25 protein-coding genes are annotated in these 24,957 nt (G+C 72.7%); 21 read left to right on the top strand and 4 right to left on the bottom strand.

Features of this window, described 5'->3' with window-relative positions; genetic code table 11:
- Positions 1-3 precede the first annotated feature (3 nt).
- Complete coding sequence (locus L3X23_RS16570) at positions 4-663, top strand: L-threonylcarbamoyladenylate synthase (RefSeq protein ID WP_237193039.1); 660 nt, start codon at positions 4-6, stop codon at positions 661-663.
- 185 nt (positions 664-848) lie between these two features.
- Positions 849-1,739: an endonuclease domain-containing protein gene (locus L3X23_RS36200; protein WP_237193038.1), complete on the top strand. Its 891-nt coding sequence runs from the start codon at positions 849-851 to the stop codon at positions 1,737-1,739.
- Between the two features lie 142 nt (positions 1,740-1,881).
- On the opposite strand, the gene L3X23_RS16560 is transcribed toward L3X23_RS36200, so the two are convergent.
- Positions 1,882-2,565: a TetR/AcrR family transcriptional regulator gene (locus L3X23_RS16560; protein ID WP_237193037.1), complete on the bottom strand. Its 684-nt coding sequence runs from the start codon at positions 2,563-2,565 to the stop codon at positions 1,882-1,884.
- An 84-nt stretch (positions 2,566-2,649) separates the two neighbouring features.
- Between L3X23_RS16560 and glyA the strand changes: the two genes are divergently transcribed.
- From glyA to L3X23_RS16475, 17 genes are all read left to right on the top strand, one after another.
- Positions 2,650-3,939 (top strand): serine hydroxymethyltransferase, encoded by a 1,290-nt coding sequence (gene glyA / locus L3X23_RS16555; protein ID WP_237193036.1) that lies wholly within the window; start codon positions 2,650-2,652, stop codon positions 3,937-3,939.
- Positions 3,940-5,136: a glycosyltransferase family 4 protein gene (locus L3X23_RS16550; RefSeq protein ID WP_237193035.1), complete on the top strand. Its 1,197-nt coding sequence runs from the start codon at positions 3,940-3,942 to the stop codon at positions 5,134-5,136.
- A gap of 2 nt (positions 5,137-5,138) precedes the next feature.
- The gene (locus L3X23_RS16545) at positions 5,139-5,567 is read left to right on the top strand and encodes a hypothetical protein (protein WP_093082026.1); all 429 of its coding nucleotides are present in this window, start codon (positions 5,139-5,141) and stop codon (positions 5,565-5,567) included.
- Between the two features lie 272 nt (positions 5,568-5,839).
- On the top strand, positions 5,840-6,082 hold the full coding sequence (locus L3X23_RS16540; RefSeq protein WP_093082653.1) for an AtpZ/AtpI family protein: 243 nt from the start codon (positions 5,840-5,842) through the stop codon (positions 6,080-6,082).
- 54 nt (positions 6,083-6,136) lie between these two features.
- Complete coding sequence (gene atpB / locus L3X23_RS16535; protein WP_093082648.1) at positions 6,137-6,910, top strand: F0F1 ATP synthase subunit A; 774 nt, start codon at positions 6,137-6,139, stop codon at positions 6,908-6,910.
- Between the two features lie 66 nt (positions 6,911-6,976).
- Positions 6,977-7,192, top strand: a complete 216-nt coding sequence (gene atpE / locus L3X23_RS16530) for an ATP synthase F0 subunit C (protein WP_218129788.1) — start codon at positions 6,977-6,979, stop codon at positions 7,190-7,192.
- A 40-nt stretch (positions 7,193-7,232) separates the two neighbouring features.
- On the top strand, positions 7,233-7,760 hold the full coding sequence (locus L3X23_RS16525) for a F0F1 ATP synthase subunit B (protein ID WP_237193034.1): 528 nt from the start codon (positions 7,233-7,235) through the stop codon (positions 7,758-7,760).
- A complete protein-coding gene (locus L3X23_RS16520; protein ID WP_237193033.1) occupies positions 7,760-8,590 on the top strand; it encodes a F0F1 ATP synthase subunit delta in 831 nt (276 codons plus the stop codon). Before L3X23_RS16525 ends, L3X23_RS16520 begins: the two co-directional genes overlap by 1 nt.
- A gap of 32 nt (positions 8,591-8,622) precedes the next feature.
- Positions 8,623-10,269, top strand: a complete 1,647-nt coding sequence (gene atpA, locus L3X23_RS16515) for a F0F1 ATP synthase subunit alpha (RefSeq protein WP_093082012.1) — start codon at positions 8,623-8,625, stop codon at positions 10,267-10,269.
- Positions 10,270-10,282: 13 nt separating this feature from the next.
- Positions 10,283-11,248, top strand: a complete 966-nt coding sequence (locus tag L3X23_RS16510) for a F0F1 ATP synthase subunit gamma (protein ID WP_237193032.1) — start codon at positions 10,283-10,285, stop codon at positions 11,246-11,248.
- On the top strand, positions 11,248-12,681 hold the full coding sequence (gene atpD, locus L3X23_RS16505; protein WP_237193031.1) for a F0F1 ATP synthase subunit beta: 1,434 nt from the start codon (positions 11,248-11,250) through the stop codon (positions 12,679-12,681). The genes L3X23_RS16510 and atpD overlap by 1 nt, the downstream gene beginning before the upstream one ends.
- A gap of 7 nt (positions 12,682-12,688) precedes the next feature.
- Positions 12,689-13,075, top strand: coding sequence for a F0F1 ATP synthase subunit epsilon (locus L3X23_RS16500; protein ID WP_093082000.1), 387 nt, complete (start codon positions 12,689-12,691; stop codon positions 13,073-13,075).
- Positions 13,076-13,096: 21 nt separating this feature from the next.
- The gene (locus tag L3X23_RS16495) at positions 13,097-13,522 is read left to right on the top strand and encodes a DUF2550 domain-containing protein (RefSeq protein WP_237193030.1); all 426 of its coding nucleotides are present in this window, start codon (positions 13,097-13,099) and stop codon (positions 13,520-13,522) included.
- 9 nt (positions 13,523-13,531) lie between these two features.
- Positions 13,532-14,113 (top strand): cob(I)yrinic acid a,c-diamide adenosyltransferase, encoded by a 582-nt coding sequence (locus L3X23_RS16490; protein ID WP_093081997.1) that lies wholly within the window; start codon positions 13,532-13,534, stop codon positions 14,111-14,113.
- A 25-nt stretch (positions 14,114-14,138) separates the two neighbouring features.
- Positions 14,139-15,410, top strand: coding sequence for a UDP-N-acetylglucosamine 1-carboxyvinyltransferase (gene murA, locus L3X23_RS16485; protein ID WP_237193029.1), 1,272 nt, complete (start codon positions 14,139-14,141; stop codon positions 15,408-15,410).
- Positions 15,411-15,527: 117 nt separating this feature from the next.
- Complete coding sequence (locus L3X23_RS16480; RefSeq protein WP_237193028.1) at positions 15,528-16,403, top strand: DUF1206 domain-containing protein; 876 nt, start codon at positions 15,528-15,530, stop codon at positions 16,401-16,403.
- Positions 16,404-16,545: 142 nt separating this feature from the next.
- Complete coding sequence (locus tag L3X23_RS16475; RefSeq protein WP_237193027.1) at positions 16,546-18,537, top strand: protein meaA; 1,992 nt, start codon at positions 16,546-16,548, stop codon at positions 18,535-18,537.
- Between the two features lie 173 nt (positions 18,538-18,710).
- Here L3X23_RS16475 and L3X23_RS16470 read toward each other — a convergent pair whose 3' ends face one another.
- Positions 18,711-21,980, bottom strand: coding sequence for a BTAD domain-containing putative transcriptional regulator (locus L3X23_RS16470; protein WP_237193026.1), 3,270 nt, complete (start codon positions 21,978-21,980; stop codon positions 18,711-18,713).
- 85 nt (positions 21,981-22,065) lie between these two features.
- On the opposite strand from L3X23_RS16470, the gene L3X23_RS16465 reads away from it, so the two are divergent.
- On the top strand, positions 22,066-22,734 hold the full coding sequence (locus L3X23_RS16465) for a hemerythrin domain-containing protein (protein ID WP_237193025.1): 669 nt from the start codon (positions 22,066-22,068) through the stop codon (positions 22,732-22,734).
- 60 nt (positions 22,735-22,794) lie between these two features.
- On the opposite strand, the gene L3X23_RS16460 is transcribed toward L3X23_RS16465, so the two are convergent.
- Positions 22,795-23,799, bottom strand: coding sequence for a hypothetical protein (locus L3X23_RS16460; protein ID WP_093081972.1), 1,005 nt, complete (start codon positions 23,797-23,799; stop codon positions 22,795-22,797).
- A gap of 29 nt (positions 23,800-23,828) precedes the next feature.
- Positions 23,829-24,506 carry a MerR family transcriptional regulator gene (locus tag L3X23_RS16455; RefSeq protein ID WP_237193024.1) on the bottom strand — a complete coding sequence of 226 codons (678 nt, stop codon included), beginning with the start codon at positions 24,504-24,506 and terminating at the stop codon, positions 23,829-23,831.
- A 37-nt stretch (positions 24,507-24,543) separates the two neighbouring features.
- On the opposite strand from L3X23_RS16455, the gene L3X23_RS16450 reads away from it, so the two are divergent.
- A complete protein-coding gene (locus L3X23_RS16450) occupies positions 24,544-24,957 on the top strand; it encodes a DUF6194 family protein (protein ID WP_237193023.1) in 414 nt (137 codons plus the stop codon).

Below are 24,957 nucleotides of genomic sequence, written 5' to 3'. Positions count from 1 at the left end.
GTCGTGACTGCTCCGGCCGCACCCGTCTACGACTGCTCCGATCCCGACGCCCGGGCCGCGGGCCTCACCGCCGCCGCACAGGCCGTCCGCTCCGGGAGACTCGTCGTCCTGCCGACGGACACGGTCTACGGGCTCGGCTGCGACGCCTTCTCCGCCACCGCCGTGAAGTCGCTGCTCGCGGCGAAGCACCGCGGGCCGGACATGCCCGTGCCGGTGCTCGTCGGCTCCTGGTCGACGATCGACGGCCTGGTGCTGGGCGTCCCCGCGACCGCGCGGGCCCTGATCGAGGCGTTCTGGCCCGGCGGCCTGTCCATCGTGTTGCCCCACGCCCCGTCGCTGGCCTGGGACCTGGGCTCCACGAAGGGCACCGTGATGCTCCGGATGCCGCTGCACCCGGTCGCGCTGGAGCTGCTGCGCGACGTGGGGCCCATGGCGGTGAGCAGCGCGAACATCTCCGGCCGCCCCCCGGCGAGCAACGCGGGCGAGGCGATCGACCAGCTGGCGGACTCGGTGGCGGTGTACCTCGACGGCGGCCCGAGCGGCGCCCCGGTGGCGAGCACCATCGTCGACCTGACGGGAAAGGCCCCGCGGATCCTGCGCGAGGGCGAGATCACGCGGGCGATGGTGAGCGAGGTCGTGGGCCACGAGGTCCCGATGGGCTGAGCACTCGCGTCCCCCCCCCCGGAGCCCTGATCAACAGGCGGTGAGGGTCGAGTCGGGGTGAGGGACGAGCCGTGAGCGCCTTCTCGACTCCACACGGCCTGATCATCAGGCGCTGAGGGTCGTCATCGTCGACGGGTTTCGCCGTTTCGCCACGGGGGAGGCCGTCGTCGGGTCACGCTGCGGAGGTGCTCACCGGCCCGTTCCGCGGTTCCGACGCCCTGCGTGCGGGGCTGCTCACCCGCGGCGTGCTCCGCAGCCGCCGATTCGTGCGGATCTTCCCGGACGTCTACCTGCCTGCGGACCTGGAACCGACGTTCCGGGTGCGCTCGCTCGCGGCGTACCGGTTCGTCGAGCCGCGGGGCGGGGTGCTGGCGGGCTACTCGGCGGCCGACGCCTTCGGTGCCTCGTGCGAACCGAGCGGCGCGCCGGTCGAGGTGCTGGCGCCGACCCACCTGGCGGCGCAGCCGGGACTCGTCGCGCACCAGGGCCCGACCGACGAGACCGTCTCCGTGGGCGGGGTCCGCGTCACGACCCGGTTCCGCACGGCGTGGGACCTCGGGCGATCGCTGCCACTACCCGAGGCGGTCGTCGCCGTGGACGCGCTCGCGCGGGTACCGACGCCGGGGGCGCCGCCGCGGTTCGACCCGTTCACCCTCCTCGACCGTCGGATGCGGGAGCGCGGCGCGCGGAACAGCCTGCGGCTCGACGAGGTGGTCGTGCTCGCCGATCCGCGGTCGGAGTCGCCGATGGAGACCCGGATGCGGCTGGCGTTGGTGCTCGCCGGGTTCCGGCCCGAGGTCCAGTACGAGCTGCGGAACGCGTTCGGGGGCTTCGTCGCCCGCGTCGACCTGGCGTTCCCGCAGGCTCGGTTGGCGGTCGAGTACGACGGCGCGCAGCACGACGACGCGCTCGACCGCGAGCGCGACATCCGGATCGGCGCCCTCGGCCGGCACGTGATGCGATTCCAGGCGGTCGACGTCTGGCTCCGCCGCGACCGGATGATCGAGGCGGTGGAACAGCAGGTGCGGGAGCGGACCGCGTTGATCGTGGCCGAGCGCCTGGCGAGGCGCGGTTGAGCCCCCAGCGCCTGTTGATCACGGGAACGGGTGTCGCCGACGTCGGAGCCGAGCCTTCAGCGTCTGTTGATCATGGGCGTCGGGGTCGAGAAGGTGCTCCGGGTCGATCCGGGTGCGGTTCTCGACCCTCAGCGCCTGTTGATCACAACGAGGGGGGTGTGATGCCCACCCCTGCCGCCAGGCGGGTCGCCACCTGGGTGAAGTGCTGTTCGTGGTCCTCCACCACGTTGTGGGTGTGGCCGAAGAGCTCGAAGCTGATGGCGCCGAAGAGGCTGCTCCAGGCCTGCACCAGGCGCCCGCCGAGCCCTTCCGGAAGGTCCACCGCGTCGAGCATCTCCCGGCTGACCGGGGCGGACTCCTCGGGCACGGCGATCTCGCCCGCGGCGATCCCGTCCCGCACGATCCCCGCCAGGACCAGGGCCACCCGTCCCGCGGGGGCGATCGTGTCCTGAGGGGCCTGGTAGCCGGGGACGGGGGAGCCGTAGAGCAGGGCGTACTCGTGGGGGTGTGCCAGAGCCCACTCCCGGGCCGCGGCGCAGGCCGCCAGCCACCGCTGCAGGAGCGAGTCCCCGGCCGCCGCCTCGACGGCCGCCCCCAGCGCGTCGTACCCCTCGATGATCAACGCGGTCAGCAGGTCGTCCCGCGACGGGAAGTACCGGTAGACCGCGGAGGAGACCATGCCCAGCTCACGGGCCACGGCGCGCAGCGAGAGCTGGGCGGCCCCCGCGGTGGCGAGGTGGGCCCGGGCGACCTCGACGATCTCGGCGGTGAGCTGGGCCCGCACTCGGGCGCGGGCGGTGCGGGGTGCGGACCGTGGAGAACTCACCGCACCACAGTAGAGCACTGAACATGGATGTGAGCACCGATCCGGCATGGGATCCGGGCGAACCCGCAGGTAGCCTGGTGCCTCGTGAGCGAGCGCAGCGACATTCCGTTCTGGGGCCCGGACTTCGGGGCCCTGCAGCAGGAGGACCCGGAGATCGCCGGTGTCGTCCTCGACGAGCTGGAGCGCCTGCGCGGCGGACTGCAGCTCATCGCGAGCGAGAACCTCACCAGCCCGGCCGTCCTCGCGGCCCTGGGCTCCACGCTGTCCAACAAGTACGCCGAGGGCTACCCTGGCCGCCGCTACTACGGCGGCTGCCAGGTCGTGGACGTCGCCGAGGAGATCGGCAACGCGCGCGCGAAGGAGCTCTTCGGCGCCGAGCACGTCAACCTGCAGCCGCACTCCGGCGCCAGCGCGAACCTCGCGGCCTACGCCGCGTTCGCCAAGCCCGGCGACACCGTGCTGGCCATGGACCTCAAGCAGGGCGGCCACCTGACCCACGGGTCCAAGGTCAACTTCTCCGGCCTGTGGTTCCACGCCGTGAGCTACACCGTCCGCGAGGACAGCGAGCTCATCGACTACGACCAGGTCCGCGACCTGGCCCGCGAGCACCGGCCGAAGATCATCATCGCCGGCGCCACCGCTTACCCGCGGCTGATCGACTTCGCGCTCTTCCGCGAGATCGCCGACGAGGTCGGCGCCAAGCTGATGGTCGACGCGGCGCACTTCATCGGCCTGGTCGCAGGTAAGGCCATCCCGTCGCCGGTGCCCTTCGCGGACGTCGTCACGGCCACCACGCACAAGGTGCTGCGCGGCCCGCGCGGCGGCATGATCCTGACGAAGGCCGAGCACGCCAAGGCGATCGACAAGGCCGTCTTCCCGTTCTCGCAGGGCGGCCCGCTGATGCACTCGGTCGCGGCCAAGGCCGTCGCGATGAAGGAGGCGGCGCAGCCCGAGTACCAGGCGTACGCCGCGCAGGTCATCGCGAACGCCCAGGCGCTGGCGAAGGGCCTCGAGGCGGAGGGCATGCGGGCGGTCTCCGGCGGCACGGACACCCACCTCGCGCTCATCGACCTGCGGCCCATCGGCGTCACCGGCTCCGAGGCCGAGGCCCGGTGCGACCTCGCGCGCATCACGCTGAACAAGAACTCGATCCCGTACGACCCGGCCCCGCCGATGAAGCCGTCGGGCATCCGGGTGGGCTCGCCGAGCACCACCACCCAGGGCATGGTCGAGAGCGACATGGCGGAGATCGCCTCGCTGCTGGCCCGCGCGGTCAAGGCGGAGCACGGCACGCCTGCGGGCGACCGCGAGCTGGCGGACGTCGCCGAGCGGGTCACCGCCCTCGTCTCCCGGGTCCCGGCCTACGCTCGGTAGATGCCGCTCGCCCAGTCCAGCTTCGGCCTGGGTCTCCCGATCCGGGAGTACCTGCTGGTCGGGCTGGCGGCCGCCGTCGTCACGTTCCTGCTGGTCGGGCTGGTGCGCGTGCTCGCGCTCCGGCTCGGCGCGGTGGCCTGGCCCCGCGGCCGGGACGTGCACGTCACCCCGACACCCCGCTGGGGCGGGCTGGCGATGTTCGGCGGCGTGCTCGCCGGGATCGGGCTGGCGGCCCAGCTCCCGGCGCTGCGGCTGGCGTTCGACTACTCGCGAGACGTCCAGGGCGTGCTCCTCGCCGCCGCCCTCCTGGTGCTGGTCGGAGCCCTGGACGACCGCTACGAGCTCGACGCGATCACCAAGGCGGCCGGTCAGGTCACCGCCGCCGGTGTGCTCGTCCTGTTCGGCGTGCAGTTCTCGGTGTTCTGGATCCCGTGGGGCGGCGGGGGCACCGGCATCTCCGGCTCGATCCTGTCGCTCGGGCCCGAGCAGGGTGTGGTGCTCACCGTCGTGCTGACGGTCGCCCTGGTCAACGCCATGAACTTCGTCGACGGGCTCGACGGGCTCGCCGCCGGCATCGGCCTGATCGCCGCGACCGCCACCTGCGCGTTCGCCATCGGGCTGGTCCAGGAGAACGGCAACGACGCCGCCGCCTACCCGCCCGCGCTGATGGCGTCGGTGCTGGCCGGGGCCTGCCTGGGCTTCCTGCCGCACAACTTCAACCCGGCCCGCATCTTCATGGGGGACTCCGGCTCGATGCTGATCGGGCTGATGCTCGCGGCGGCCACGACGAGCGCGTCGGGCCGCATCCCGATCACCACGACGACGGACGGGTCGGACATCCTCGCCCTGTTCGCGCCGCTCATCGTGCTGCTCGCGGTGGCGTTCGTGCCGATCCTGGACCTGCTGATGGCGGTCGTCCGGCGGACCCGGGCCGGGATGAGCCCCTTCTCACCTGACAAGATGCACCTGCACCACCGCCTGCTCGAGATCGGGCACAGCCAGCGGCGCGCGGTGCTCCTGATCTACCTGTGGGCGGGGATCCTCGCGTTCGGCGCGGTGGCCCTCGCCCTGATCGACGACCCGGCCCTCGTGCTCTGGACGGTCGCGTTCGGCCTGGGTGTGGCGGTGCTGGCCACCGCGGTGCCCCGGGCGCGCACGACCGCACGGGCCCGGCCACCGACAGCGACCCGGAGTTGAGCATGACCACCCCGCAGGACCCCCCGCACGTCACGACGGTGCTCAAGCTGGCCGCCGCCATGCAGCGGTACGCGGTGATCGGGGGTGTCGGCGCGGCCGTCGTCGCCCTGGTGCTGAGCCTGGTGTTCCGCGGCACCCACGGGCTCGTCGGCGGCGCGGTCGGCGTGGTGATCGGGCTGGTGCTCGGGTTCGCGGGCACCTGGGTCATGCGCGCGACGGCCCGGGCCACCCCGGGCGGGGTGATGGTCGGGGCGATGGCCTCGTTCGCCGGGAAGTTCGTCGTGCTCCTGGTGTTCGTGATCGTGTTCCGCGGGACGTCGCTGTTCGACAACCAGACCTTCGCCTTCTCCCTGGCGGGCGTCACCCTGGCGTGGATCGTGGGGGAGTGCATCGGGTTCGTCCGGGCCAAGGCCCCGTCCGTGGACGTCTGAACAGCCCCGACCTGTCCCACGGGAGGGGGCGTCCCCTCCCACTCGTTCGGCTGAACGAGTGAACTTCGCGAACCTGTCCGAGGTGTCCGATGTGTCCGTGATCGCAGTCTCAAAGCGACCTGCGTCACGTCCGATTTCGAACTTCTACAGGCGATAGAGCGACGTCCGGCCGGTTCCGGGGTTCGCGGACGGTGAGGATCGCCCCGTCCGAGCGGTCCGGGCAGGTCGTGCCCGGTAAGGAGTGCGTAATACGGCTGATAGGGTCCCTCGTGATGGAGCAGGAACAGCCGCGTGAGGTGAGCGGCGCGGCCGGCGGACAGAAACCGGCCCGCACGCCGCATCCGGCCGAGGCCTGGACCGCTCTGTCGCACCTCCTGACCGGCATCCTCCTCTTCGGGGGGATCGGGTGGGGTGTGGACGAACTGTTCGACCTGCGGGGCTTCACGGTGGCCGGTTTGCTGGCCGGCGCGGCGGCCTCGATGTACTTGATCTACGTCAGGTACGTTAAGTCCTGATCGTCTCGATTCCGCAGGTCCCGCCCGCGGAACCGAAAGGAGCATTGGGTGACCATGACGGCCACCGCCCCGGCCCCGGGTTTCGAGGCGCCCGGGGTCGACGCCTTCCAGCTTCCGGCCCTCTTCGGGTCCGTCACGAAGCCGGTTCTGCAGCTCGTGCTCGCGGCGATCATCATCGTCGTGCTGTTCCGGGTCGCGACCAGCCGGATGCAGCTGGTGCCGAGCAAGGGCCAGTTCCTCGGCGAGTCCTTCCACGGGATCGTCCGCAACTCGATCGCCCGGGACATGATCGGGCCGGAGTTCCTGAAGTACGTCCCGTTCCTGACCGCGCTGTTCGCGTTCGTGCTGGTGAACAACCTGTTCGGGATCATCCCGATCCTGCAGTTCCCCACGTTCAGCCACCCGGGCGTGCCCTACGCGCTGGCCGGGCTGGTCTGGCTGGTGTTCACCTACGCCGGCATCCGGCACCACGGCTTCGGCGGGTACATGCGGATCTCCACCTGGCCGCCGGACGTGCCGTGGTGGGTGCGCATCATCCTCACGCCGATCGAGTTCCTGTCGAACATCATCCTGCGGCCGGTCACCCTGTCGCTGCGACTGTTCGGCAACATGTTCGCCGGCCACCTCCTGCTGGTGCTGTTCATCCTCGGTGGCGAGTACATGCTCGTCGTCGCGGACAGCATCCTGCTGAAGGTCCTCTCGCCCTTCGCCTTCGCGATGGGCCTCGTCTTCACCTTCTTCGAGGCCTTCATCCAGGTCGTGCAGGCCTACATCTTCGTGATGCTCACGGCGTCGTACATCGGCACCGTGCTCGCGGACGACCACTAGTCGCCCCCCAGACCCTCGTCAGCCCGCGGAGCCGTCCGCGGACATCTCGAAAGGAAAGCGGTCACCGTGAACATCGTCGGTAACCTCAACACCATCGGTTACGGCCTCTCGGCCATCGGCCCCGGTATCGGTGTCGGCATCGTCTTCGCCGCCTTCATCAACGGCGTGGCGCGCCAGCCGGAGGCCCGCGGCCAGCTGCAGGGCATCGCGTTCATCGGCTTCGCGCTCTCCGAGGCGCTCGCCATCCTGGGCCTGGTGCTCGCGTTCGCGCTCGGTGCCTGATCGACCCCTTCCCGGGTCGTAGGCGGAGGAGCACACACCCATGATTCTGGCTGCTGAGGGGGAGCTGCACCCCATCTGGCCGCACACCGTCGAGATCATCGTCGGTCTGATCGCCTTCGCGCTCCTGCTGTGGGTGCTGGCGAAAGCGGGCCTGCCCACGCTCAACAAGTCCTACGCGGCGAAGACCGAGTCGATCCGCACCGGGCTGGCGCGGGCCGAGGAGGCCGAGGCGGAGGCCGAGGAGCTCAAGAAGAGCGCCCAGAGCCGACTGGACGGCGTGCGGGACGAGACCGCCCGCATCCGAGACGACGCCCGGGCCGAGGCGCAGCAGATCAAGGCCGAGCTCCGGACCGAGGCCGAGGAGGAGGCCGCGCGCATCCGCGCGCAGGCCGACCAGCAGGCCACGGCCCAGCGTGAGGCCGCGCAGCGTTCGCTGCGCGGGGAGATCGGCGGCCTGTCCGCCGACCTCGCCGAGCGTCTCCTCGGCGCCGAGCTGGCCGACCCGGCCCGCCGGTCGGCCACCGTGGACAGCTTCTTGGCCGACCTGGACGGGATGGGGGCGCGCTGATGGCACTGGTTCTGGCGGCCAGGAGCCGCGAGGCCCTGGACGCGGTGTCGACGAGCTTCGAGCAGCGGCTCACGCCGCTGGCGGCGGGCGACCGGCAGAAGCTGGGCGAGGAGCTGTACGCGGTCACGCGGCTGCTCGTCGCCGAGCGGGCGCTGCGGCGGGCCTTCTCGGACCCGGCGACGAGCGGCGAGCAGCGCGCGTCCCTGGCGTCGAGCGTGCTCGGCGGCAAGGTCTCCGCGGCCACCCTGGCCACGGTCACCGACCTCGTCGAGGCCCGCTGGTCCAACCCGAGCGACCTGGTCGAGGGCACCGAGTCGCTCGCCCGCACGGCGTTGCTGGCCGCGGCCGAGAAGCAGCGCGCCCTCGACGACGTCGAGGACCAGCTGTTCCGGTTCGGCCGGATCCTGGAGCGCGAGCCGGAGCTGACCACCCTGCTGGCGGACACCGACGTGCCCGCCGACAAGCGGGTCGAGCTGCTCGACGCGGTGCTCGGCACCAAGGTCTACCCCGTCACCGCCGCGCTCCTGCGGGACCTGGTCCGCACCCCGCGGGCCCGGCACCTGGACGTCGCGGCCGAGGAGCTCGCCGAGCTCGCCGCCGCCCGGCGCAGCCGGTCGGTCGCCTACGTGCGCACGGCCGTGGCGCTGACCGCGGCGCAGGAGCAGCAGCTCACCGCGTCCCTCACCCGGATCTACGGGCGGGACATCGCGTTGGCGACCGAGCTCGACGAGAGCCTGCTCGGCGGCATGGTCATCCGGGTCGGCGACGAGGTCATCGACGGAAGCGTGAGCGGCAAGCTCGCCGCCGCCCGTCGAGCCATCCCGAGCTGACACCTCACGAGAAGAAGGAACAGACGACTGCCATGACAGAGCTGACGATCTCCCCGGAGGAGATCCGGAGCGCGATTGCCGGCTACGTCTCGTCGCTGGAGACCGGCACGGCCCGTGAAGAGGTCGGGACCGTCTCGGACACCGGTGACGGCATCGCCCACGTCGAGGGCCTGCCCTCGGCGATGACCAACGAGCTCCTCGAGTTCGACGGCGGGGTGCGCGGCGTCGCGCTGAACCTGGACGCGCGCGAGATCGGCGCGGTCATCCTCGGCGACTACGCCGGCATCGAGGAGGGCCAGTCCGTGAAGCGGACCGGCGAGATCCTCTCGGTGCCCGTGGGCGAGGCCTTCCTCGGCCGCGTGATCGACCCGCTGGGCAACCCCATCGACGGGCTCGGTGACATCGAGGCCGAGACGCGCCGCATCCTCGAGCTGCAGGCCGCGGGCGTGATGGACCGCCAGGAGGTCCGCGAGCCGCTGCAGACCGGCATCAAGGCCATCGACGCGATGACGCCGATCGGCCGGGGCCAGCGCCAGCTGATCATCGGTGACCGCAAGACGGGCAAGACCGCCGTCTGCGTCGACACGATCATCAACCAGAAGCAGAACTGGGAGTCGGGCGACCCGACGAAGCAGGTCCGCTGCATCTACGTCGCCGTCGGCCAGAAGGGCTCGACGATCGCCGGTGTCCGGCAGTCGCTCGAGGACGCGGGCGCGCTGGAGTACACGACGATCGTCGCGGCCCCCGCCTCCGACCCGGCCGGCTTCAAGTGGCTCGCCCCCTACACCGGGTCGTCGCTGGGCCAGCACTGGATGTACCAGGGCAAGCACGTCCTGATCGTCTTCGACGACCTGTCCAAGCAGGCCGAGGCCTACCGCGCGATCTCGCTGCTGCTGCGCCGCCCGCCGGGCCGCGAGGCCTACCCGGGTGACGTCTTCTACTTGCACTCCCGCCTGCTGGAGCGCTGCGCCAAGCTCAACAAGGAGCTCGGCAGCGGCTCGATGACCGGTCTGCCGATCATCGAGACCAAGGCGAACGACGTCTCGGCCTACATCCCGACGAACGTCATCTCCATCACCGACGGCCAGGTCTTCCTGGAGTCGGACCTGTTCAACCAGGGTGTGCGGCCGGCCATCAACGTCGGCATCTCGGTCTCCCGGGTCGGCGGGTCGGCGCAGATCAAGGCCATGCGGGCGGTGTCCGGCTCGCTGCGGCTGGACCTGTCGCAGTACCGCGAGCTCGAGGCCTTCGCGGCCTTCGGCTCGGACCTCGACGCGGCCTCGGCCGCGGCGCTGGGTCGCGGTGAGCGCCTCGTCGAGCTGCTGAAGCAGGCGCAGTACGCGCCGTTCGCGGTCGAGGAGGAGGTCGTCTCCATCTGGCTGGGCACCACCGGCCAGCTGGACTCCGTCCCGGTCGCCGACGTGGCCCGGTTCGAGTCGGACTTCCTCGCGCACGTGCGGCGCAACCACGAGGGCGTCTTCGCGGAGATCCGGGACACCGGGCTGCTCAAGGACGAGAACGTCGAGCGGCTGCAGGGCATCGTGGACGACTTCAAGAAGGACTTCACCGCGTCGGACGGCTCGTCGGTCGTCAAGGAGGCCAAGGCGGAGGCCCTCGAGGCCGACGAGGTCGACCAGGAGACGGTGAAGGTCAACAAGCCGGCGCCGGCTTCGAGCTGACGGGTAGGGACCCATGGCGGCACAGATCCGTGTGCTGCGGCGGCGGATCAGGTCGACGCAGTCCATCAAGAAGATCACTCGGGCGATGGAGCTCATCGCGACCTCGCGGATCGCGAAGGCCCGCGCCCGGGTGGAGGAGGCGAAGCCCTACGCCGAGCAGATGACGGCGGTCCTCACCGAGCTGGCCTCCAACTCGGCGCTGGACCACCCGCTGCTCGTCGAGCGGCCGAACGCCAAGCGCGCCGCGGTGCTGGTCGTGACCAGTGACCGCGGCCAGTGCGGTGGCTACAACGCCAACGTGCTCAAGGAGGCCGAGCAGCTCCAGTCGCTCCTGCGCGAGCAGGGCAAGGAGCCGGTGCTCTACGTGATCGGGCGCAAGGGCGTGAGCTACTACCGCTTCCGCAGGCGCCCGGTCGCGGCGAGCTGGACGGGCTTCTCCGAGCAGCCGAGCTACGAGGACGCCGCGGTGGCGGCGCGCGAGCTCGTGACCGCGTTCATGGCGGGGCAGGACGACGCCGAGGGCAACGCGGACGGCGTCGAGGGCGTCGACGAGCTGCACCTCGTGTACACGCAGTTCAAGAACATGGTCACCCAGCTGCCGCAGGCGCGGCGGATGGCGCCCATGGAGGTCGAGTACGCGGACGAGGTCGACACGGTGGCCGGGGAGCCCGAGCCCATCCGGTCGGACCCGAACGAGGTCAAGCAGCTGTACGAGTTCGAGCCCAGCGCGGACGTGCTGTTCGACGCGCTGCTGCCGAAGTACATCGGGGCGCGGCTGTTCGCGGCCCTGTTGGAGTCGGCGGCGAGCGAGTCGGCGAACCGGCAGCGGGCCATGAAGGCCGCGACGGACAACGCGAACGAGTTGATCCGTACTCTGACACTGGAGGCCAACCAGGCCCGCCAGGCACAGATCACCCAGGAGATCAGCGAGATCGTCGGTGGCGCCGACGCTCTTGTGACCGCAGGAAGTGAGAGCTGATGACCGCCACTGCTGATTCCGCGACCCAGACCAGGGTTGGCCGGGTCGTCCGGGTCACGGGCCCGGTCGTCGACGTCGAGTTCCCGCGCAACCAGGTGCCGGAGCTCTACAACGCCCTCACCGTGGAGATCGAGTTCGGTGAGCTGTCCAAGACGCTGACCCTGGAGATCGCCCAGCACCTGGGCGACAACCTGGTCCGCGCCATCTCCATGCAGCCCACGGACGGCCTCGTCCGCGGCCAGGAGGTCAAGGACCTCGGCCGTCCGATCTCGGTCCCCGTGGGCGACCAGGTCAAGGGCCACGTGTTCAACGCGCTGGGCGACTGCCTGGACGACAAGGACTTCAAGCCGACCGGTGAGCTCTGGGGCATCCACCGCAAGGCGCCGAACTTCGACCAGCTCGAGGGTCGCACCGAGATGCTGGAGACCGGCATCAAGGTCATCGACCTGCTCACCCCGTACGTGCAGGGTGGGAAGATCGGCCTGTTCGGCGGCGCCGGCGTCGGCAAGACGGTGCTCATCCAGGAGATGATCACCCGTGTCGCCAAGAACTTCGGTGGTACGTCGGTGTTCGCCGGGGTCGGCGAGCGCACCCGTGAGGGCAACGACCTCATCACGGAGATGACCGAGTCCGGCGTCATCAACGACACCGCGCTCGTCTTCGGCCAGATGGACGAGCCGCCGGGCACGCGTATGCGCGTCGCCCTGTCGGCCCTGACCATGGCCGAGTACTTCCGTGACGAGCAGAACCAGGACGTGCTGCTCTTCATCGACAACATCTTCCGGTTCACCCAGGCCGGGTCCGAGGTCTCCACGCTGCTCGGCCGCATGCCGTCCGCCGTCGGTTACCAGCCGACGCTGGCGGACGAGATGGGCGAGCTGCAGGAGCGCATCACCTCCACGCGTGGCCGCTCGATCACCTCGATGCAGGCGATCTACGTCCCCGCGGACGACTACACCGACCCGGCCCCGGCGACGACCTTCGCCCACCTGGACGCGACGACGGAGCTCTCCCGCCCCATCTCGCAGAAGGGCATCTACCCGGCGGTCGACCCGCTGACCTCGACCTCGCGGATCCTGGACCCGCAGTACATCGGCGACGAGCACTTCCGCGTCGCCAACGAGGTCAAGCGGATCCTGCAGAAGTACAACGACCTGCAGGACATCATCGCCATCCTCGGCATCGACGAGCTGTCCGAGGAGGACAAGCAGCTCGTCGGCCGGGCGCGGCGCATCGAGCGCTTCCTGTCGCAGAACCTGCTGGTCGCCGAGCAGTTCACCGGCCAGCCGGGGTCGACGGTCCCGCTCAAGGAGACCATCGAGGCCTTCGACAAGATCGCCAAGGGCGAGTTCGACGACGTGCCCGAGCAGGCGTTCTTCCTCTGCGGTGGCCTCGAGGACCTCGACAAGAACCGCAAGAAGCTCGAGGGCTGATCGTCTGATGGCAGAGATGACCGTGGAGCTGGTCGCGGTCGAGCGGCGCCTCTGGTCGGGCAAGGCGAGCTTCGTGCTCGCCCGCACGACCGAGGGTGAGCTGGGCATCATGCCCGGCCACGAGCCGACGCTCGCGCAGCTCGAGGAGGCGGGTGTCGTCCGGATCGACCCGGTCGACGGCCCGTCGCTGACCGTCGCCGTGCACGGCGGGTTCCTCTCGATCGGGCCGGAGACGGTCTCGATCCTGGCGGAGTTCGCCGAGCAGGCGGACGAGATCGACGTGAAGCGTGCGCAGGCGGCGCTGTCCCGTGCGACCGGGGACGAGCCGGACGAGGTGGCGGCCCGCAAGCGGGCCGAGGTGCGGCTCAAAGCCGCGGAATCCGCCTCGGCGTAGGTCTGGAGAGCACGAGCACCTGTGGCCGAGACCGTGGCGATCATCGTCGGTGTGGTCCTGGTGCTCGTGTGTCTCGCCCTCGGCTGGCTCGCCGTGCGGCGGGTGCGACTCATGCGTGGCGGCGGCGTGGACCTGTGTCTGCGCCGCCGTTTCGCGGTCACCGACTGGCACTTCGGTGTCGGTCGCTACCGCGGCGACGAGTTCGCCTGGTACCGGCTCACCAGCTTCCGGGTGGGGCCCACGGTGGCCATCGACCGGAACGATCTCGAGATCGTCGACCGGCGCGCGCCGCTGCCCGGTGAGTCCTTCGCCATCCCGTACGCGACGTCCGTCATCCGGTGCCGGGACGACGCCCACGAGGTCGAGCTGGCGATGAGCGCGGACGTCCTGACCGGCTTCCTCTCCTGGCTCGAAGCGGCGCCCCCGGGGTACCGGCAGGCCAGTTAGGCTCGGCTCATGGCCGTGCACCTCACCAGGATCTACACCAAGACCGGGGACTCCGGGACGACCGCGCTCGGGGACTTCTCGCGGGTGTCGAAGACCGATGTGCGGCTCGCGGCGTACGCCGACACGGACGAGTGCAACGCCGCCGTCGGGGTGGCGGTGACCGTCGGGCAGCTGGACGAGCGGCTGCTGGTGCCGCTGCGGCAGGTGCAGAACGACCTGTTCGACGTCGGCGCGGACCTGTGTGCGCCGATCGTCCCGGACCCGGAGTACCCGCCGCTGCGGGTCGAGGAGCGCTACATCACCCGGCTCGAGGGCTGGTGCGACGAGTTCAACGAGGGCCTGCCGAAGCTCTCGTCGTTCATCCTCCCCGGGGGCACGCCCGGCGCGGCGTATCTCCACGTGGCGCGCACAGTGGCCCGTCGGGCGGAACGCAGCGTCTGGGCGCTCCTGGAGCAGGACGCCGAACGGACCAACCCGCTCACCGCCAAGTACCTCAACCGGCTCTCTGACCTGCTCTTCATCCTCGGTCGCTGTGCGAATCCGGACGGTGACGTGCTGTGGCAGCCGGGCGGCCCCGAGTCGGGGCGCTGAGTCCGAACCGCTACCGTCGCTGTTCGTGACGGAGCATTTCGCGGTGCGGGGCGGGGCCCGGCTCTCGGGCGTCGTCGACGTCGTCGGGGCGAAGAACAGCGTGCTGAAGCTGATGGCGGCGGCGCTGCTGGCCGAGGGCACGACCACCCTCACGAACTGCCCGGAGATCCTGGACGTGCCGCTCATGGCGGACGTCCTGCGCAGCCTCGGCTGCACGGTCGCGATCGACGGCGGCACGGTCACGATCGACGTGCCCGCCGAACCGGGCAGCCAGGCCGACTACCGGCCGGTGTCCAAGCTGCGGGCCTCGGTCTGCGTGCTCGGCCCGCTCGTCGCGCGCTGCCGCAAGGCCATCGTCCCGCTGCCCGGCGGGGACGCCATCGGCTCGCGCCCGCTGGACATGCACGCCAACGGCCTGCGCAAGCTGGGCGCGACCACCGAGATCGAGCACGGCCGCGTCGTCGCGCAGGCGGACGACCTGCACGGCGCCCAGATCTGGCTGGACTTCCCCAGCGTCGGCGCCACCGAGAACATCCTGATGGCGGCGGTGCTGGCCACGGGCACCACGGTGATCGACAACGCCGCCCGCGAGCCCGAGATCGTGGACCTGTGCGTGATGCTCCAGCAGATGGGGGCCCGGCTCGAGGGCGTCGGCTCGTCCACGCTGACCGTGCACGGCGTGTCCTCGCTGCAGCCCACCGAGCACCGCGTCATCGGGGACCGGATCGTCGGGGCGACCTGGGCCTTCGCCGCCTGCATGACCCGCGGCGAGGTCACGGTGCGGGGCGTGGACCCGCACCACATCGACCTGGTGCTGGACAAGCTGCGCAGCGCGGGCGCCGAGACGACGGTCGGCGACCAGGAGTTCTCGGTGGCGATGGGCGGGCGGCGTCCCCAGGCCGTCGACTTCGTGACGCTGCCCTACCCCGGGTTCGCCACGGACCTGCAGCCGATGGCGATCGCGCTGACCGCGGTCGCCGAGGGCACCTCGATGATCACCGAGAACGTCTTCGAGGCGCGGTTCCGCTTCGTCGACGAGATGGTCCGTCTGGGTGCGGACGCCCGCACCGACGGCCACCACGCGGTCGTCCGGGGGGTGGAGCGGCTCTCCAGCGCCCCGGTCTGGGCCAGCGACATCCGCGCCGGTGCGGGCCTGGTGCTGGCCGGACTCTGCGCCGAGGGCACCACCGAGGTCTGGGACGTCGACCACATCGACCGCGGCTACCCCCGCTTCGTCGAGAACCTGCGTGGCCTGGGCGCGGACATCGAGCGCGTGGCGGCCGACCCCGCCCGGTAGGGGTGCCTCCGATCGTGTGATCCGCGTGCGGACGCAGGGTGACGACGGAGGGTTCGAGGGCGCCGATAAGGGGCATACCTCTCCCGGGTCGGGGGGCCGACCGGCTACGGAGGAACCATGTCCACATCGACGTCGGGCAGCCTGGGCGACCGGGCTCGCAGCGCCGCACGCTCTGTCCGGGACGCCGCTCCGAGCGGCGGGAGCGCTCGGCGCGCCGGGCGCAGCGAGCCCGTCCGCAAGGGCGCCCGGGTCGGGATCGCCGCGAACGGGGTGCTGCACCTGCTGATCGCCTGGCTGGCGTTGCAGGTGGCGTTCGGCGGCGGTGGGCAGGCGGACCAGAGCGGTGCGGTGTCGACCATCGCGCAGCAGCCCTTCGGCCGCGTCCTGTTGTGGGTGCTCTTCCTCGGGTTCGTGTGCGTGGTGCTGTGGCGGGTCACCTCCGCGATCTGGGGGTTCGGCTACGTCGACGACGAGAAGAAGAAGCTGGTCAAGCGCCTGACCAGCGCTGGGCAGGCCGTGGTCTACGCCGGTCTCGCCGTGCTGACCGCCTCCGCGGCGGTCCACGGCGGTGCGCAGGGCGGCGGCGGGGGACAGGCCACCGCGGGCGTGCTCGGCCTGCCGGGTGGTCAGGTCATCGTCGGGATCGTCGGCGTCGGCGTGGTGATCGGAGCCGGGGTCATGGCCTGGCACGGTGCGAAGAAGAAGTTCACCGAGGACCAGGACCTCGGCGGGGCGGACCGGCGGGCCCGGATGCTCGACGAGCGCCTCGGCCAGGTCGGCTTCGTCGCCAAGGGCGTGGCGATCGGCGTCCTGGGGGTGCTGATCGTCTCCGCGGCGGTGCGCTTCGACCCGAACGAGGCCAACGGCATGGACTCGGCGCTGAAGACGCTCGCGGCGCAGCCCTTCGGCGTGGTCATCCTGACCGTCGTGGCCCTGGGCATCGCGGCCTACGGGATCTTCTGTTTCTTCGACGCCCGGTACCACCGGGTCTGACGGCGCTCTGCTCGGTTTGCCGGACAGGCCGCGTACTATCTCACACGGCAGGTGTGGCGGGCGCTACCGGCCAGTACGATCTGCTCGATGGTCGGCTCCGCAAGCTTGCCTCCGGGGCTGTTCTTCGACGTGGAGGTGTCCGGTGCCGTACCCGACCGATCGTGAGCGCGACCGCCCGTGGGTGATCAGGACCTACGCGGGCCACTCGTCCGCCGAGAAGTCGAACGCGCTGTACCGGCGCAACCTCGCGAAGGGCCAGACGGGCCTCTCGGTGGCCTTCGACCTGCCCACCCAGACCGGCTACGACCCGGACGACGAGCTGGCCAAGGGTGAGGTCGGCAAGGTCGGCGTGCCGGTCAGCCACATCGGCGACATGCGCACGCTGTTCGACGGCATCCCGATCGCCGAGGCCAACACCTCGATGACGATCAACGCGCCCGCGATGTGGCTGCTCGCCCTGTACGTGGCGGTCGCGGAGGAGCAGGGCGCGGACCGGGCGACGCTCGCGGGCACCACCCAGAACGACATCATCAAGGAGTACCTGTCCCGCGGGACCTACGTCTTCCCGCCGGCCCCGAGCCTGCGCCTGATCACCGACATGGTGGCCTGGTCGGTCACCGAGATCCCCAAGTGGAACCCGATCAACATCTGCAGCTACCACCTGCAGGAGGCCGGGGCCACCCCCGCCCAGGAGCTCGCGTACGCGCTGTCCACCGCGATCGCGGTGCTGGACTCGGTGCGCGACTCCGGGCAGGTGCCGCCGGAGCGGTTCGGGGACGTCGTCGGCCGGATCTCGTTCTTCGTCAACGCCGGGCTGCGGTTCGTCGAGGAGATGTGCAAGCTCCGCGCCCTCGCACGCATGTGGGACCGGATCACCCTGGAGCGCTACGGCGTCGAGAACCCCAAGCAGCGGCGCATGCGCTACGGGGTCCAGGTCAACTCGCTCGGGCTCACCGAGGCCCAGCCGGAGAACAACGTCCAGCGCATCGTGCTGGAGATGCTCGCCGTCACCCTGTCCAAGGACGCCCGCGCCCGCGCGATCCAGCTGCCCGCGTGGAACGAGGCGCTCGGCCTGCCGCGCCCCTGGGACCAGCAGTGGGCGCTGCGCATGCAGCAGGTGCTCGCCTACGAGACCGACCTGCTCGAGTACGAGGACATCTTCGAGGGCTCGGTCGTGATCGAGGCCAAGGTGACCGAGCTCGTCGAGGCCGCCCAGGCCGAGATCGACCGGGTGCAGGAGATGGGCGGCGCGGTCGCGGCCGTCGAGAACGGCTACATGAAGGGCGAGCTGGTCACCGCGCTGGCCGAGCGTCGCAGGCGGATCGAGTCCGGGGACGACGTCGTCGTCGGCGTCAACAGGTTCCAGACCACCGAGCCGAGCCCGCTGCAGGGCGACGCGGCGGCGATCGAGACCGTCGACCCGGCCACGGAGGCCGCCGCCGTCGCGGCGATCCGCGAGTGGCGGGCCGCCCGCGACCAGTCCGCGGTGGACGAGGCCCTGCGGCGGCTGCAGGACGCCGCCAAGACGGACGAGAACCTGATGCAGGTCTCCGTCGACTGCGCCAAGGCGGGCGTGACGACGGGGGAGTGGGCCGGGGCGCTGCGCGCGGTGTTCGGGGAGTTCCGGGCGCCGACCGGGGTGTCGGCGGCGGTCGCAGGCGGGGAGGCCGCGGTGGAGATCGCGGAGGTGCGGGAGCGGGTCCGCGCGACGGGCGAGGAGCTCGGCACGCGCCTGCGGATGCTGGTCGGCAAGCCCGGCCTCGACGGGCACTCCAACGGAGCCGAACAGGTCGCCGTGCGGGCCCGGGACGTCGGGTTCGAGGTCGTGTACCAGGGCATCCGGCTCACCCCCGCGCAGATCGTGGCGGCGGCGGTGCAGGAGGGCGTGCACGTCGTCGGGCTGTCGATCCTGTCCGGCTCGCACCTCGAGGTCGTCCCCGCGGTGGTCGACGGGCTGCGCGCCCAGGGCGCGGACGACGTCCCGGTGATCGTCGGCGGGATCATCCCCGCCGAGGACGCGAAGGCGCTGAAGGAGAAGGGCGTCGCCGCGGTCTTCACGCCGAAGGACTACCAGCTCACCGAGATGATGGACGAGATCGTCACGCTCGTCCGCGAGGTGCACGGGCTGGGGTGAGGCTCGGGCCGTGCCGCTCAGGCCGTGCCGCTCAGGCCGTGCCGCTCAGGCCTGCCGCTCGGGCCCGTGACGCGCTGAGCTGACGCTTGGGACGCCCAAGCGTCGCTCAGCGGCGCTTGGGCGTCCCAAGCGTCACGTGGGCGGGTCGGGGGTCACGTGGGGCGTGTCCGGCGTCAGCGCCGCAGGCCGGTCGGCATGCCCAGCGCGGTGGCCTCCGCGGCCGCGGTCGCGGAGGCGTCCGCGTCCCCCAGCTGCCGGGCCAGCGCGATCCGGGCGCGGACCGCCCAGGGGCGCAGCCCCGCGGCCTCGTTCACCGCGACGGCCGCGCGCAGGTGGTCGACCGCGACGTCCGTGCGCCCCTGCGCCGCGGCGAGGGTGCCGAGGACCAGCCGCACCGACCCGCCGGTCAGGCCCGCGCCCGCGCCCGCCGTGACGTGCAGGTCGTCGTACGGCAGCAGCTGGGCGTAGGCGTGGTCGATGCCGTGGGCGTCCCCCACCGCCGCGGCCACTGCGCCGCCGGTCGCGTGGAACGGCAGGACCATGAACGGCTTGAGCGGGACCGTCTCGGGCCGCGGCAGCCGGGCGTGCAGGCGCCGGGCCTCGTCGAGGTCACCGTGGGCGGCGTGCCACTCGGCGGCCATCATGCTGAGCAGCCGCGGCGGCGGCTGGTACCGCTCGACCTCGAAGACCGCCGGGTCGACCGGGTCCCCCGTCAGGAGCGCGATGCTGAGCCGCAGCGTGTGCGCGGGGTACTCGGCGGCGCGGTGGTTCCCTCGCGCCGCCACCCGCACCGCCTCGTCGGCGGCCGCCCGCGCTTCGGGGAACCGACCGCGTGCGGCCAGCAGCAACCCCCGGTTCCGGACGAGGTGCCAGCGCGCCAGCGGGCGGCGCAGCCGCGCGACGACCGGTTCCAGCCGGTCGAGCTCCTCCTCGGCCTCGTCGACCCGCCCCAGCTGGACGAGCGCGTCGAACCTCCACAGCCTGCCCCAGAGCTCGGCCGGGTCGCCGACCTCGCGGGTGAGCGCCAGCATCCGGTCCGCGACCGCGAGCCGGTCGTGGTTGCCGTCGGGGCCGGACCGGGCGAGCTGGCGGGCCCGGAGCGCGGTCAGCAGCGCCGGGGTGTCCCCGACCCGCTCGGCCATCGCCAGCGCCGTCGACCCCACGACGTCGACGGGATCGGGGCCGACCCGGTCGTCGGCCCACACGGAGGCGACGGCGAGCTGGGCGAGCAGCCGCGCGCGCAGCGCGCCGTCCTCGCCGGGGAGCGTCTCGAGCGCCGCGCGACACCACCGGCTCGACGTCGTCAGCCAGTTCGCGTCCGCGACGTCCGGCAGGAGGATGGCGGCCCGGGCGAGGAGGACGGGGTCGGCGAGCTGCTCGGCGAGGGCACCGGCCTCCGCGCCGCTGCGCATCGCCCCCGACACGTCGTGACCCAGGTGCTGGGCGTGCGCCCGACCCAGCAGCAGCTCGGCCCGGGTGGCCGTGTCGAGCGCGGCGCCCGTCCCGACCGCCCGGTCGTAGAGCCGGACCGCGTCCTCGAACGCGAACTGCCGCACGGCCAGCTCGGCGGCGGCGACGGCGGCCCGGACGGCCCGGCCGCGGTCACCGAGCGGCACCGCCGCGAGCCGGTGGTGGGCGATCTCCGGGACCCGGGTCCCGGTCCGCTCGAGGTGTTCCGCCGCCCGCAGGTGCAGGCGGGCCCGCGCCCCGGACCCGACGTCCGAGGCCACGGCCTCCCGGACGATCTCCTGGGCGAAGCGCACCCCGTCGGAGTCGCCCAGCAGGCCCGCGGCGACGGCCTCGTCGAGCCGGTCGAGCACGTCCTCGACCGGCTGGGCGAGGACGTCCGCGACCAGCTCGGCGTCGACCTCCTCGCCGAGCACGGCCGCCGCCGCCAGGACCGACGCGCCGCGCGGGCCCAGCGCGTCGAGCCGGGTGCGGACCGCGTCCCGGATCGCGGTGGGCAGCGCGGCGGGTGCGGCGGCGGGTGGGACGGTCGCCGCGGCGGCGAGCTCCCGGACGAACAGCGGGTTGCCGCCGGTCCGCGCCGCCACGCTGGCCACGACCTCGGGGTCGCCGGGTGCGCCGCGGACGAGCGCGAGCAGCGCGCCGACGGCGTCCGGGGTGAGTCCGCCCAGCCCGATCCGGGTGGTCCGCGGCCTGCGCAGCAGCTCGGTGCGGGCCTGAGCGCGGTCGGGATCGAGCCCGTCGGGGCGCAGGCAGGCGGCGACCAGCAGCGGGGCCCGGCCCGCGCCGCCCGCGAGGTGGGCCAGCAGGAGCACGGAGCCGACGTCCGCCCGGTGCAGGTCGTCGAGCAGCAGGACGAGTCCGTCGCCCGCCACCTCCTCCAGGTGCGCGACGACCGTCTCGAACAGCCCGAACCGGTCGTCCGGCGCCGCCGTCGGCACGGGGACCTCGGACGGGGCGAGCGGACCGGCGTCGTGGCGCAACGCCTGGCGCCACGGCCAGAACGCGGGGGCACCCTCGGCCGCGCGGCCCCACCGCACCGCGAACCCGCGCGCGGCGGCGAGCTCGCCGAGCGCCTCCAGCAGCCGGGTCCGCCCGATCCCCGGCGGACCCTCCACGAGCACGACACCGACCTCCCCGGAGCGCGCGGCGTCGAGGCGGTCGGCCAGCACCCGCAGCTCGGGCTCCCGGCCGACGATCCCGCCCGGCCGGGCCTCGACGCCCGCCCGCCGCTCCGCCGCGCGCGCGATCGGCCGCAGCGCCGGGTCCTGACGCAGCAGGCGCACCTCCAGCTCGACCGTCTCGGCGGTCGGGTCCACCCCCAGCTCGCGCGCGAGGTCGCGGCGCAGCGCGGCGAGCTCCGCGAGGGCGTCCGCCTGCCGCCCGGCGCGGTAGAGGGCGGTGGCCAGCATCCCGCGCACCCCCTCGTCCAGCGGGGCCTCCGCCGCGAGCCGGGCCAGCTCCGTGACGATCCCGGGGCCCGCCCCGAGGTCGAGGTCCGCCCGCAGGCGGGCCGCCGTCAGCTCCGCCCGCCAGGCGTCCAGCCGCTCGCCCTCGCGACGGGCGAAGGGGAGTGACCGCAGGTCCGAGAGGGCGTCCCCGCGCCAGGCGGTGAGTGACTCCGCGGCCGCGGCCCGCGCGGTCTCCGGATCGGCCCGCAGCCGGGCTGCGGCGGCCTCGGCGGCCCGCAGGTCGACGACGTCCGCGTCGAGCCGGTAGCCGCCCGGAACGCGCACGACGGCGTCCGCCGAGCCGCCGAGGCTGCGCCGCAGGCGGGAGACGACGACGCGCAGCCGCGCGACCCCGGGGTCCTCGCCCTCCCACAGGTCCGCGGCCAGGCGCTCGTCCGCCACGCCGGTCCCGCCCGCCAGCGCCAGCCGGACGAGCAGACCGCGTTCGAGGAGGCGGCGCACGGGCAGGGGGCCCTCGTCGCCTGCGATCTCCACCGGGCCGAGCACCTGGACGGTCAACCCCACCCGGTCAGCGTGACACGGCCGTGCAAGTGCCGTGCACACGCCGTCCCCGAGGCTGGGCGCACACCACCGAGAGAGGAACAGCCCGATGCCCGCCACCCGTCCCGACCCCACCCCGACCGCGGTCCCCGCGACCGTCGACACCCGCGACATGGTCGTCGTCCACACCGCCCTGCTCCGGGAGATCCGGATGGCCCCGACCGCCGTCGTGCGGACGGAGACGCGCCGGCAGCGCGCCCGCGTGGTCCGCCACGTCCGCCTGCTGCTCGACATCCTCGACCACCACCACGAGGGGGAGGACCGGCTGCTCCTGCCGCTGCTGCGGGCCCGGGTGCCCGCGGCGGCGCTCGACACGGGCGAGGAGCAGCACGCCCGCATCGAGGAGCTGGTCGCCGCCGTCCGCGTCGCGCTCGACTCCTGGACGGACCGGCACACCGGCCTCGCGCTGGTCGACGACCTCGCCGAGCTCTACACCCTGCTCGAGGCCCACCTGCGGATGGAGGAGCGGGAGATCCTGCCGCTCGCCGCGGCCCACCTCACGGCGGCGGAGTGGGCCGCGCTCGGGGAGGCCGGGTTCCAGGCGATCCCGAAACCGGCCCTGCCGCTGTTCTTCGGGATGATGATGGCCGAGGGCGATCCCGCGGTGCTGCGCGCGATGCTCGCCGAGGCGCCTCCGCCCGCCCGGGCGCTGCTGCCCCGGATCGCGCCCGGCATCCACACCCGGCACTGTCGGCGCCTGTTCGGGGAGGTGGCGTGATGGACCGGCGCCACTACTGGGACCTCGAGCGGTGCGCGTGGGTGCGGACCGTGCGGGCGGCTACTCCGCCGCCGCCTCCTCGGCCTCCCGCTCCTCGCCGCGGCGACGGAAGAACGAGAAGCCGGGGATCCCGTTGATGGCCTGCCGGACGCCCTTGAGCTCGTCGAGCAGGTCGTGGACGTCCGGCCCCACGCGGTCGAGCGTGGTCAGGATGGGCATGACGTCGTTCTCCAGGTGCTCGACCAGCTGGGGCAGCTGGTCGACCATCCGGATGGCGGCGTGCAGCTCGGCCTCGGAGAACTCGTCGACGAACTTCGCGGCCAGGGGGGCGGCCTTCTCGGTGATCGGCTTGTAGGTCTCGAGCATCGCGCCCGCCTGCGCGCTGAGCCCCGACGCGTCCTGCACCAGGTCGTCCGCGCGCCCGGCCACCGTGCCCGCCCGGGACACCACGCCCGCCGCGTCGTCCGCCACCGCGTTCGCCCCGGCGACGACCTTGCGCGCCTCGTCCGCGACCGACCCGGCGGAGAGGACGATCCGCTCCGCGTCCCCCGCCACCCCGCCGACCCGGGCGACGAGCTCCTCGGCGGCACCCGCGGTGCCGCCGACCCGGGTGATGAGCGCGTCCGCCTCGCCCGCCGTCCCGCCGACGCTGACGATCAACGCGTCCGCCTGCCGGGCCGTCGTGCCCACACGGGTGATCAGCTCGTCCGCCTGCGTCGCGGTGCCGCCGACCTGCCCGAGCAGCCCCTCCACCGCCGTGACGGTGCCGCCGACGCGGGTGATCAGCGCCTGCGCCTCGGTCGCGGTGCCGTCCACCCGTTCGATCAGGCCGTCGGCGCGGCCCGCGATGCCCTCGACCTGTGTGAGCAGCCCCTCGACCCGCTCGGCGATCCCGCCGATGCGCCCGACCAACCCGGTGACGTCGTCGAGCAGGGCGGCGGCCCGCTCCGGCATGCCCGCCGCGATCTCGACGACCTCCCCGGACCAGCCCACGACGGCCTTGGCCCCGTCGAGCAGGTCGGACGGGCCGGGGACGGGAATGCCCGCGATGCGCAGCAGTGCCATGCCGCCATCCTCCACCACATCGCCGCCGGTCACCCTCCGGACACGAGCTCGGCGAGCCCCGAGCCCGCGCGGAGCAGGGCGAGGGTGCGCGTGGTGAGCGAGGCCAGGTGGGCGTCGAGGGACTCGAGCGGACGCGCGGTCGTCTCGCGCAACGCCGCCATCGTGGCGCGCAGCTCGGGGATGCGGTGGCCCGCGGTGCGCAGGGCGACCACGATCCGGGCCTCACGCACCGCCGCGACCGGGTAGACGCGGGCGGCGCGGCCCACCCGCGTGGGGTGCAGCAGGCCCTCGGACTCCCAGAACCGCAACGCCGACGTGCGCACACCGAGCGCCTCGGCCAGCTGGGTGATCGTCATGGAGTCCTCGCCGACCTGCGGCTCGGCGTCGATCACGAGCAACGCGCGCCGGGCGGCCAGCGCCTCGGACCGCGCTCTGGAGAGTTCGGTGTGGAGGCCGGAGACTCGCGCGACCGCCTCGTCGAGCGGGAGGTCGCGGACCTCCTGCAGCACCCGCCGCGCCTCCACCGGCCCCGCGGCGAGGGCGAGCTGCCGATAGACCCGCAGCTCAGCGACATGGTGTGCCGAGAAGACTCGGTAACCGTTGGCGGCGCGGACCGCGGGCGACAGCACCCCGAGAGCCTCCAGGTCCCGGACCAGTTGGACCGAGTACCCGGAAGCCGAGGCCACGGCCGCCGTCGAGAGCGCCACGAACCCTCCATAAGCACGTGAACCCGATACTGCACCCATGAGTATCGACGACGTGCTGGCGACCCTGCGCGGCTTCGAGGGGGTGCTGGAGCTGGCACCCGGGGAGGGGAGCGGGTTCCCCGAGCTCGCCTGGGGCGATCACTTCTTCTACCACTCGCCGAGCGGGGTGGTGCCCGAGCGGACGCAGCCCTACGCCACGATCGTCACGAAGGACTATCCGGGCGAGCCGTCGTCGGACCTGGACCGGCCCGGCCGGTACCGGGTGAACGTCCATGTGGGACGCACGGCGGGGGAGCTCGTCGAGTCGACGGACCGCACCGCGACGGACGTGGTGCTCGCCCATCCGGTCTACGGCGGCTGGGTGTCCGTGGTGAACCCCGGCGAGCACACCCGGACCGTCCTGGAGGAGCTGCTCGCGCGGGCCCACGCCGCGGCCGCACCACGAGCCTGA

The organism is Pseudonocardia sp. WMMC193 (genome assembly GCF_021728735.1).
In the GTDB taxonomy this organism is placed as follows: Bacteria; Actinomycetota; Actinomycetes; order Mycobacteriales; family Pseudonocardiaceae; genus Pseudonocardia; species Pseudonocardia oroxyli.
This window is presented reverse-complemented; position numbering and strand designations above follow the sequence as displayed.

What these genes read in the sequence shown, in the direction of transcription:
- L3X23_RS16480 (WP_237193028.1), top strand. Translation starts at nt 15,528, where the DNA reads ATGTCCACATCGACGTCGGGCAGCCTGGGCGACCGGGCTCGCAGCGCC.
- L3X23_RS16550 (WP_237193035.1), top strand. Translation starts at nt 3,940, where the DNA reads ATGCCGCTCGCCCAGTCCAGCTTCGGCCTGGGTCTCCCGATCCGGGAG.
- atpD (WP_237193031.1), top strand. Translation starts at nt 11,248, where the DNA reads ATGACCGCCACTGCTGATTCCGCGACCCAGACCAGGGTTGGCCGGGTC.
- L3X23_RS16490 (WP_093081997.1), top strand. Translation starts at nt 13,532, where the DNA reads ATGGCCGTGCACCTCACCAGGATCTACACCAAGACCGGGGACTCCGGG.
- L3X23_RS16545 (WP_093082026.1), top strand. Translation starts at nt 5,139, where the DNA reads ATGACCACCCCGCAGGACCCCCCGCACGTCACGACGGTGCTCAAGCTG.
- L3X23_RS16520 (WP_237193033.1), top strand. Translation starts at nt 7,760, where the DNA reads ATGGCACTGGTTCTGGCGGCCAGGAGCCGCGAGGCCCTGGACGCGGTG.
- L3X23_RS16460 (WP_093081972.1), bottom strand. Translation starts at nt 23,799, where the DNA reads ATGGCACTGCTGCGCATCGCGGGCATTCCCGTCCCCGGCCCGTCCGAC.
- atpA (WP_093082012.1), top strand. Translation starts at nt 8,623, where the DNA reads ATGACAGAGCTGACGATCTCCCCGGAGGAGATCCGGAGCGCGATTGCC.
- L3X23_RS16450 (WP_237193023.1), top strand. Translation starts at nt 24,544, where the DNA reads ATGAGTATCGACGACGTGCTGGCGACCCTGCGCGGCTTCGAGGGGGTG.
- atpB (WP_093082648.1), top strand. Translation starts at nt 6,137, where the DNA reads ATGACGGCCACCGCCCCGGCCCCGGGTTTCGAGGCGCCCGGGGTCGAC.
- L3X23_RS16465 (WP_237193025.1), top strand. Translation starts at nt 22,066, where the DNA reads ATGCCCGCCACCCGTCCCGACCCCACCCCGACCGCGGTCCCCGCGACC.
- L3X23_RS16510 (WP_237193032.1), top strand. Translation starts at nt 10,283, where the DNA reads ATGGCGGCACAGATCCGTGTGCTGCGGCGGCGGATCAGGTCGACGCAG.
- L3X23_RS16525 (WP_237193034.1), top strand. Translation starts at nt 7,233, where the DNA reads ATGATTCTGGCTGCTGAGGGGGAGCTGCACCCCATCTGGCCGCACACC.
- L3X23_RS16540 (WP_093082653.1), top strand. Translation starts at nt 5,840, where the DNA reads ATGGAGCAGGAACAGCCGCGTGAGGTGAGCGGCGCGGCCGGCGGACAG.
- L3X23_RS16500 (WP_093082000.1), top strand. Translation starts at nt 12,689, where the DNA reads ATGGCAGAGATGACCGTGGAGCTGGTCGCGGTCGAGCGGCGCCTCTGG.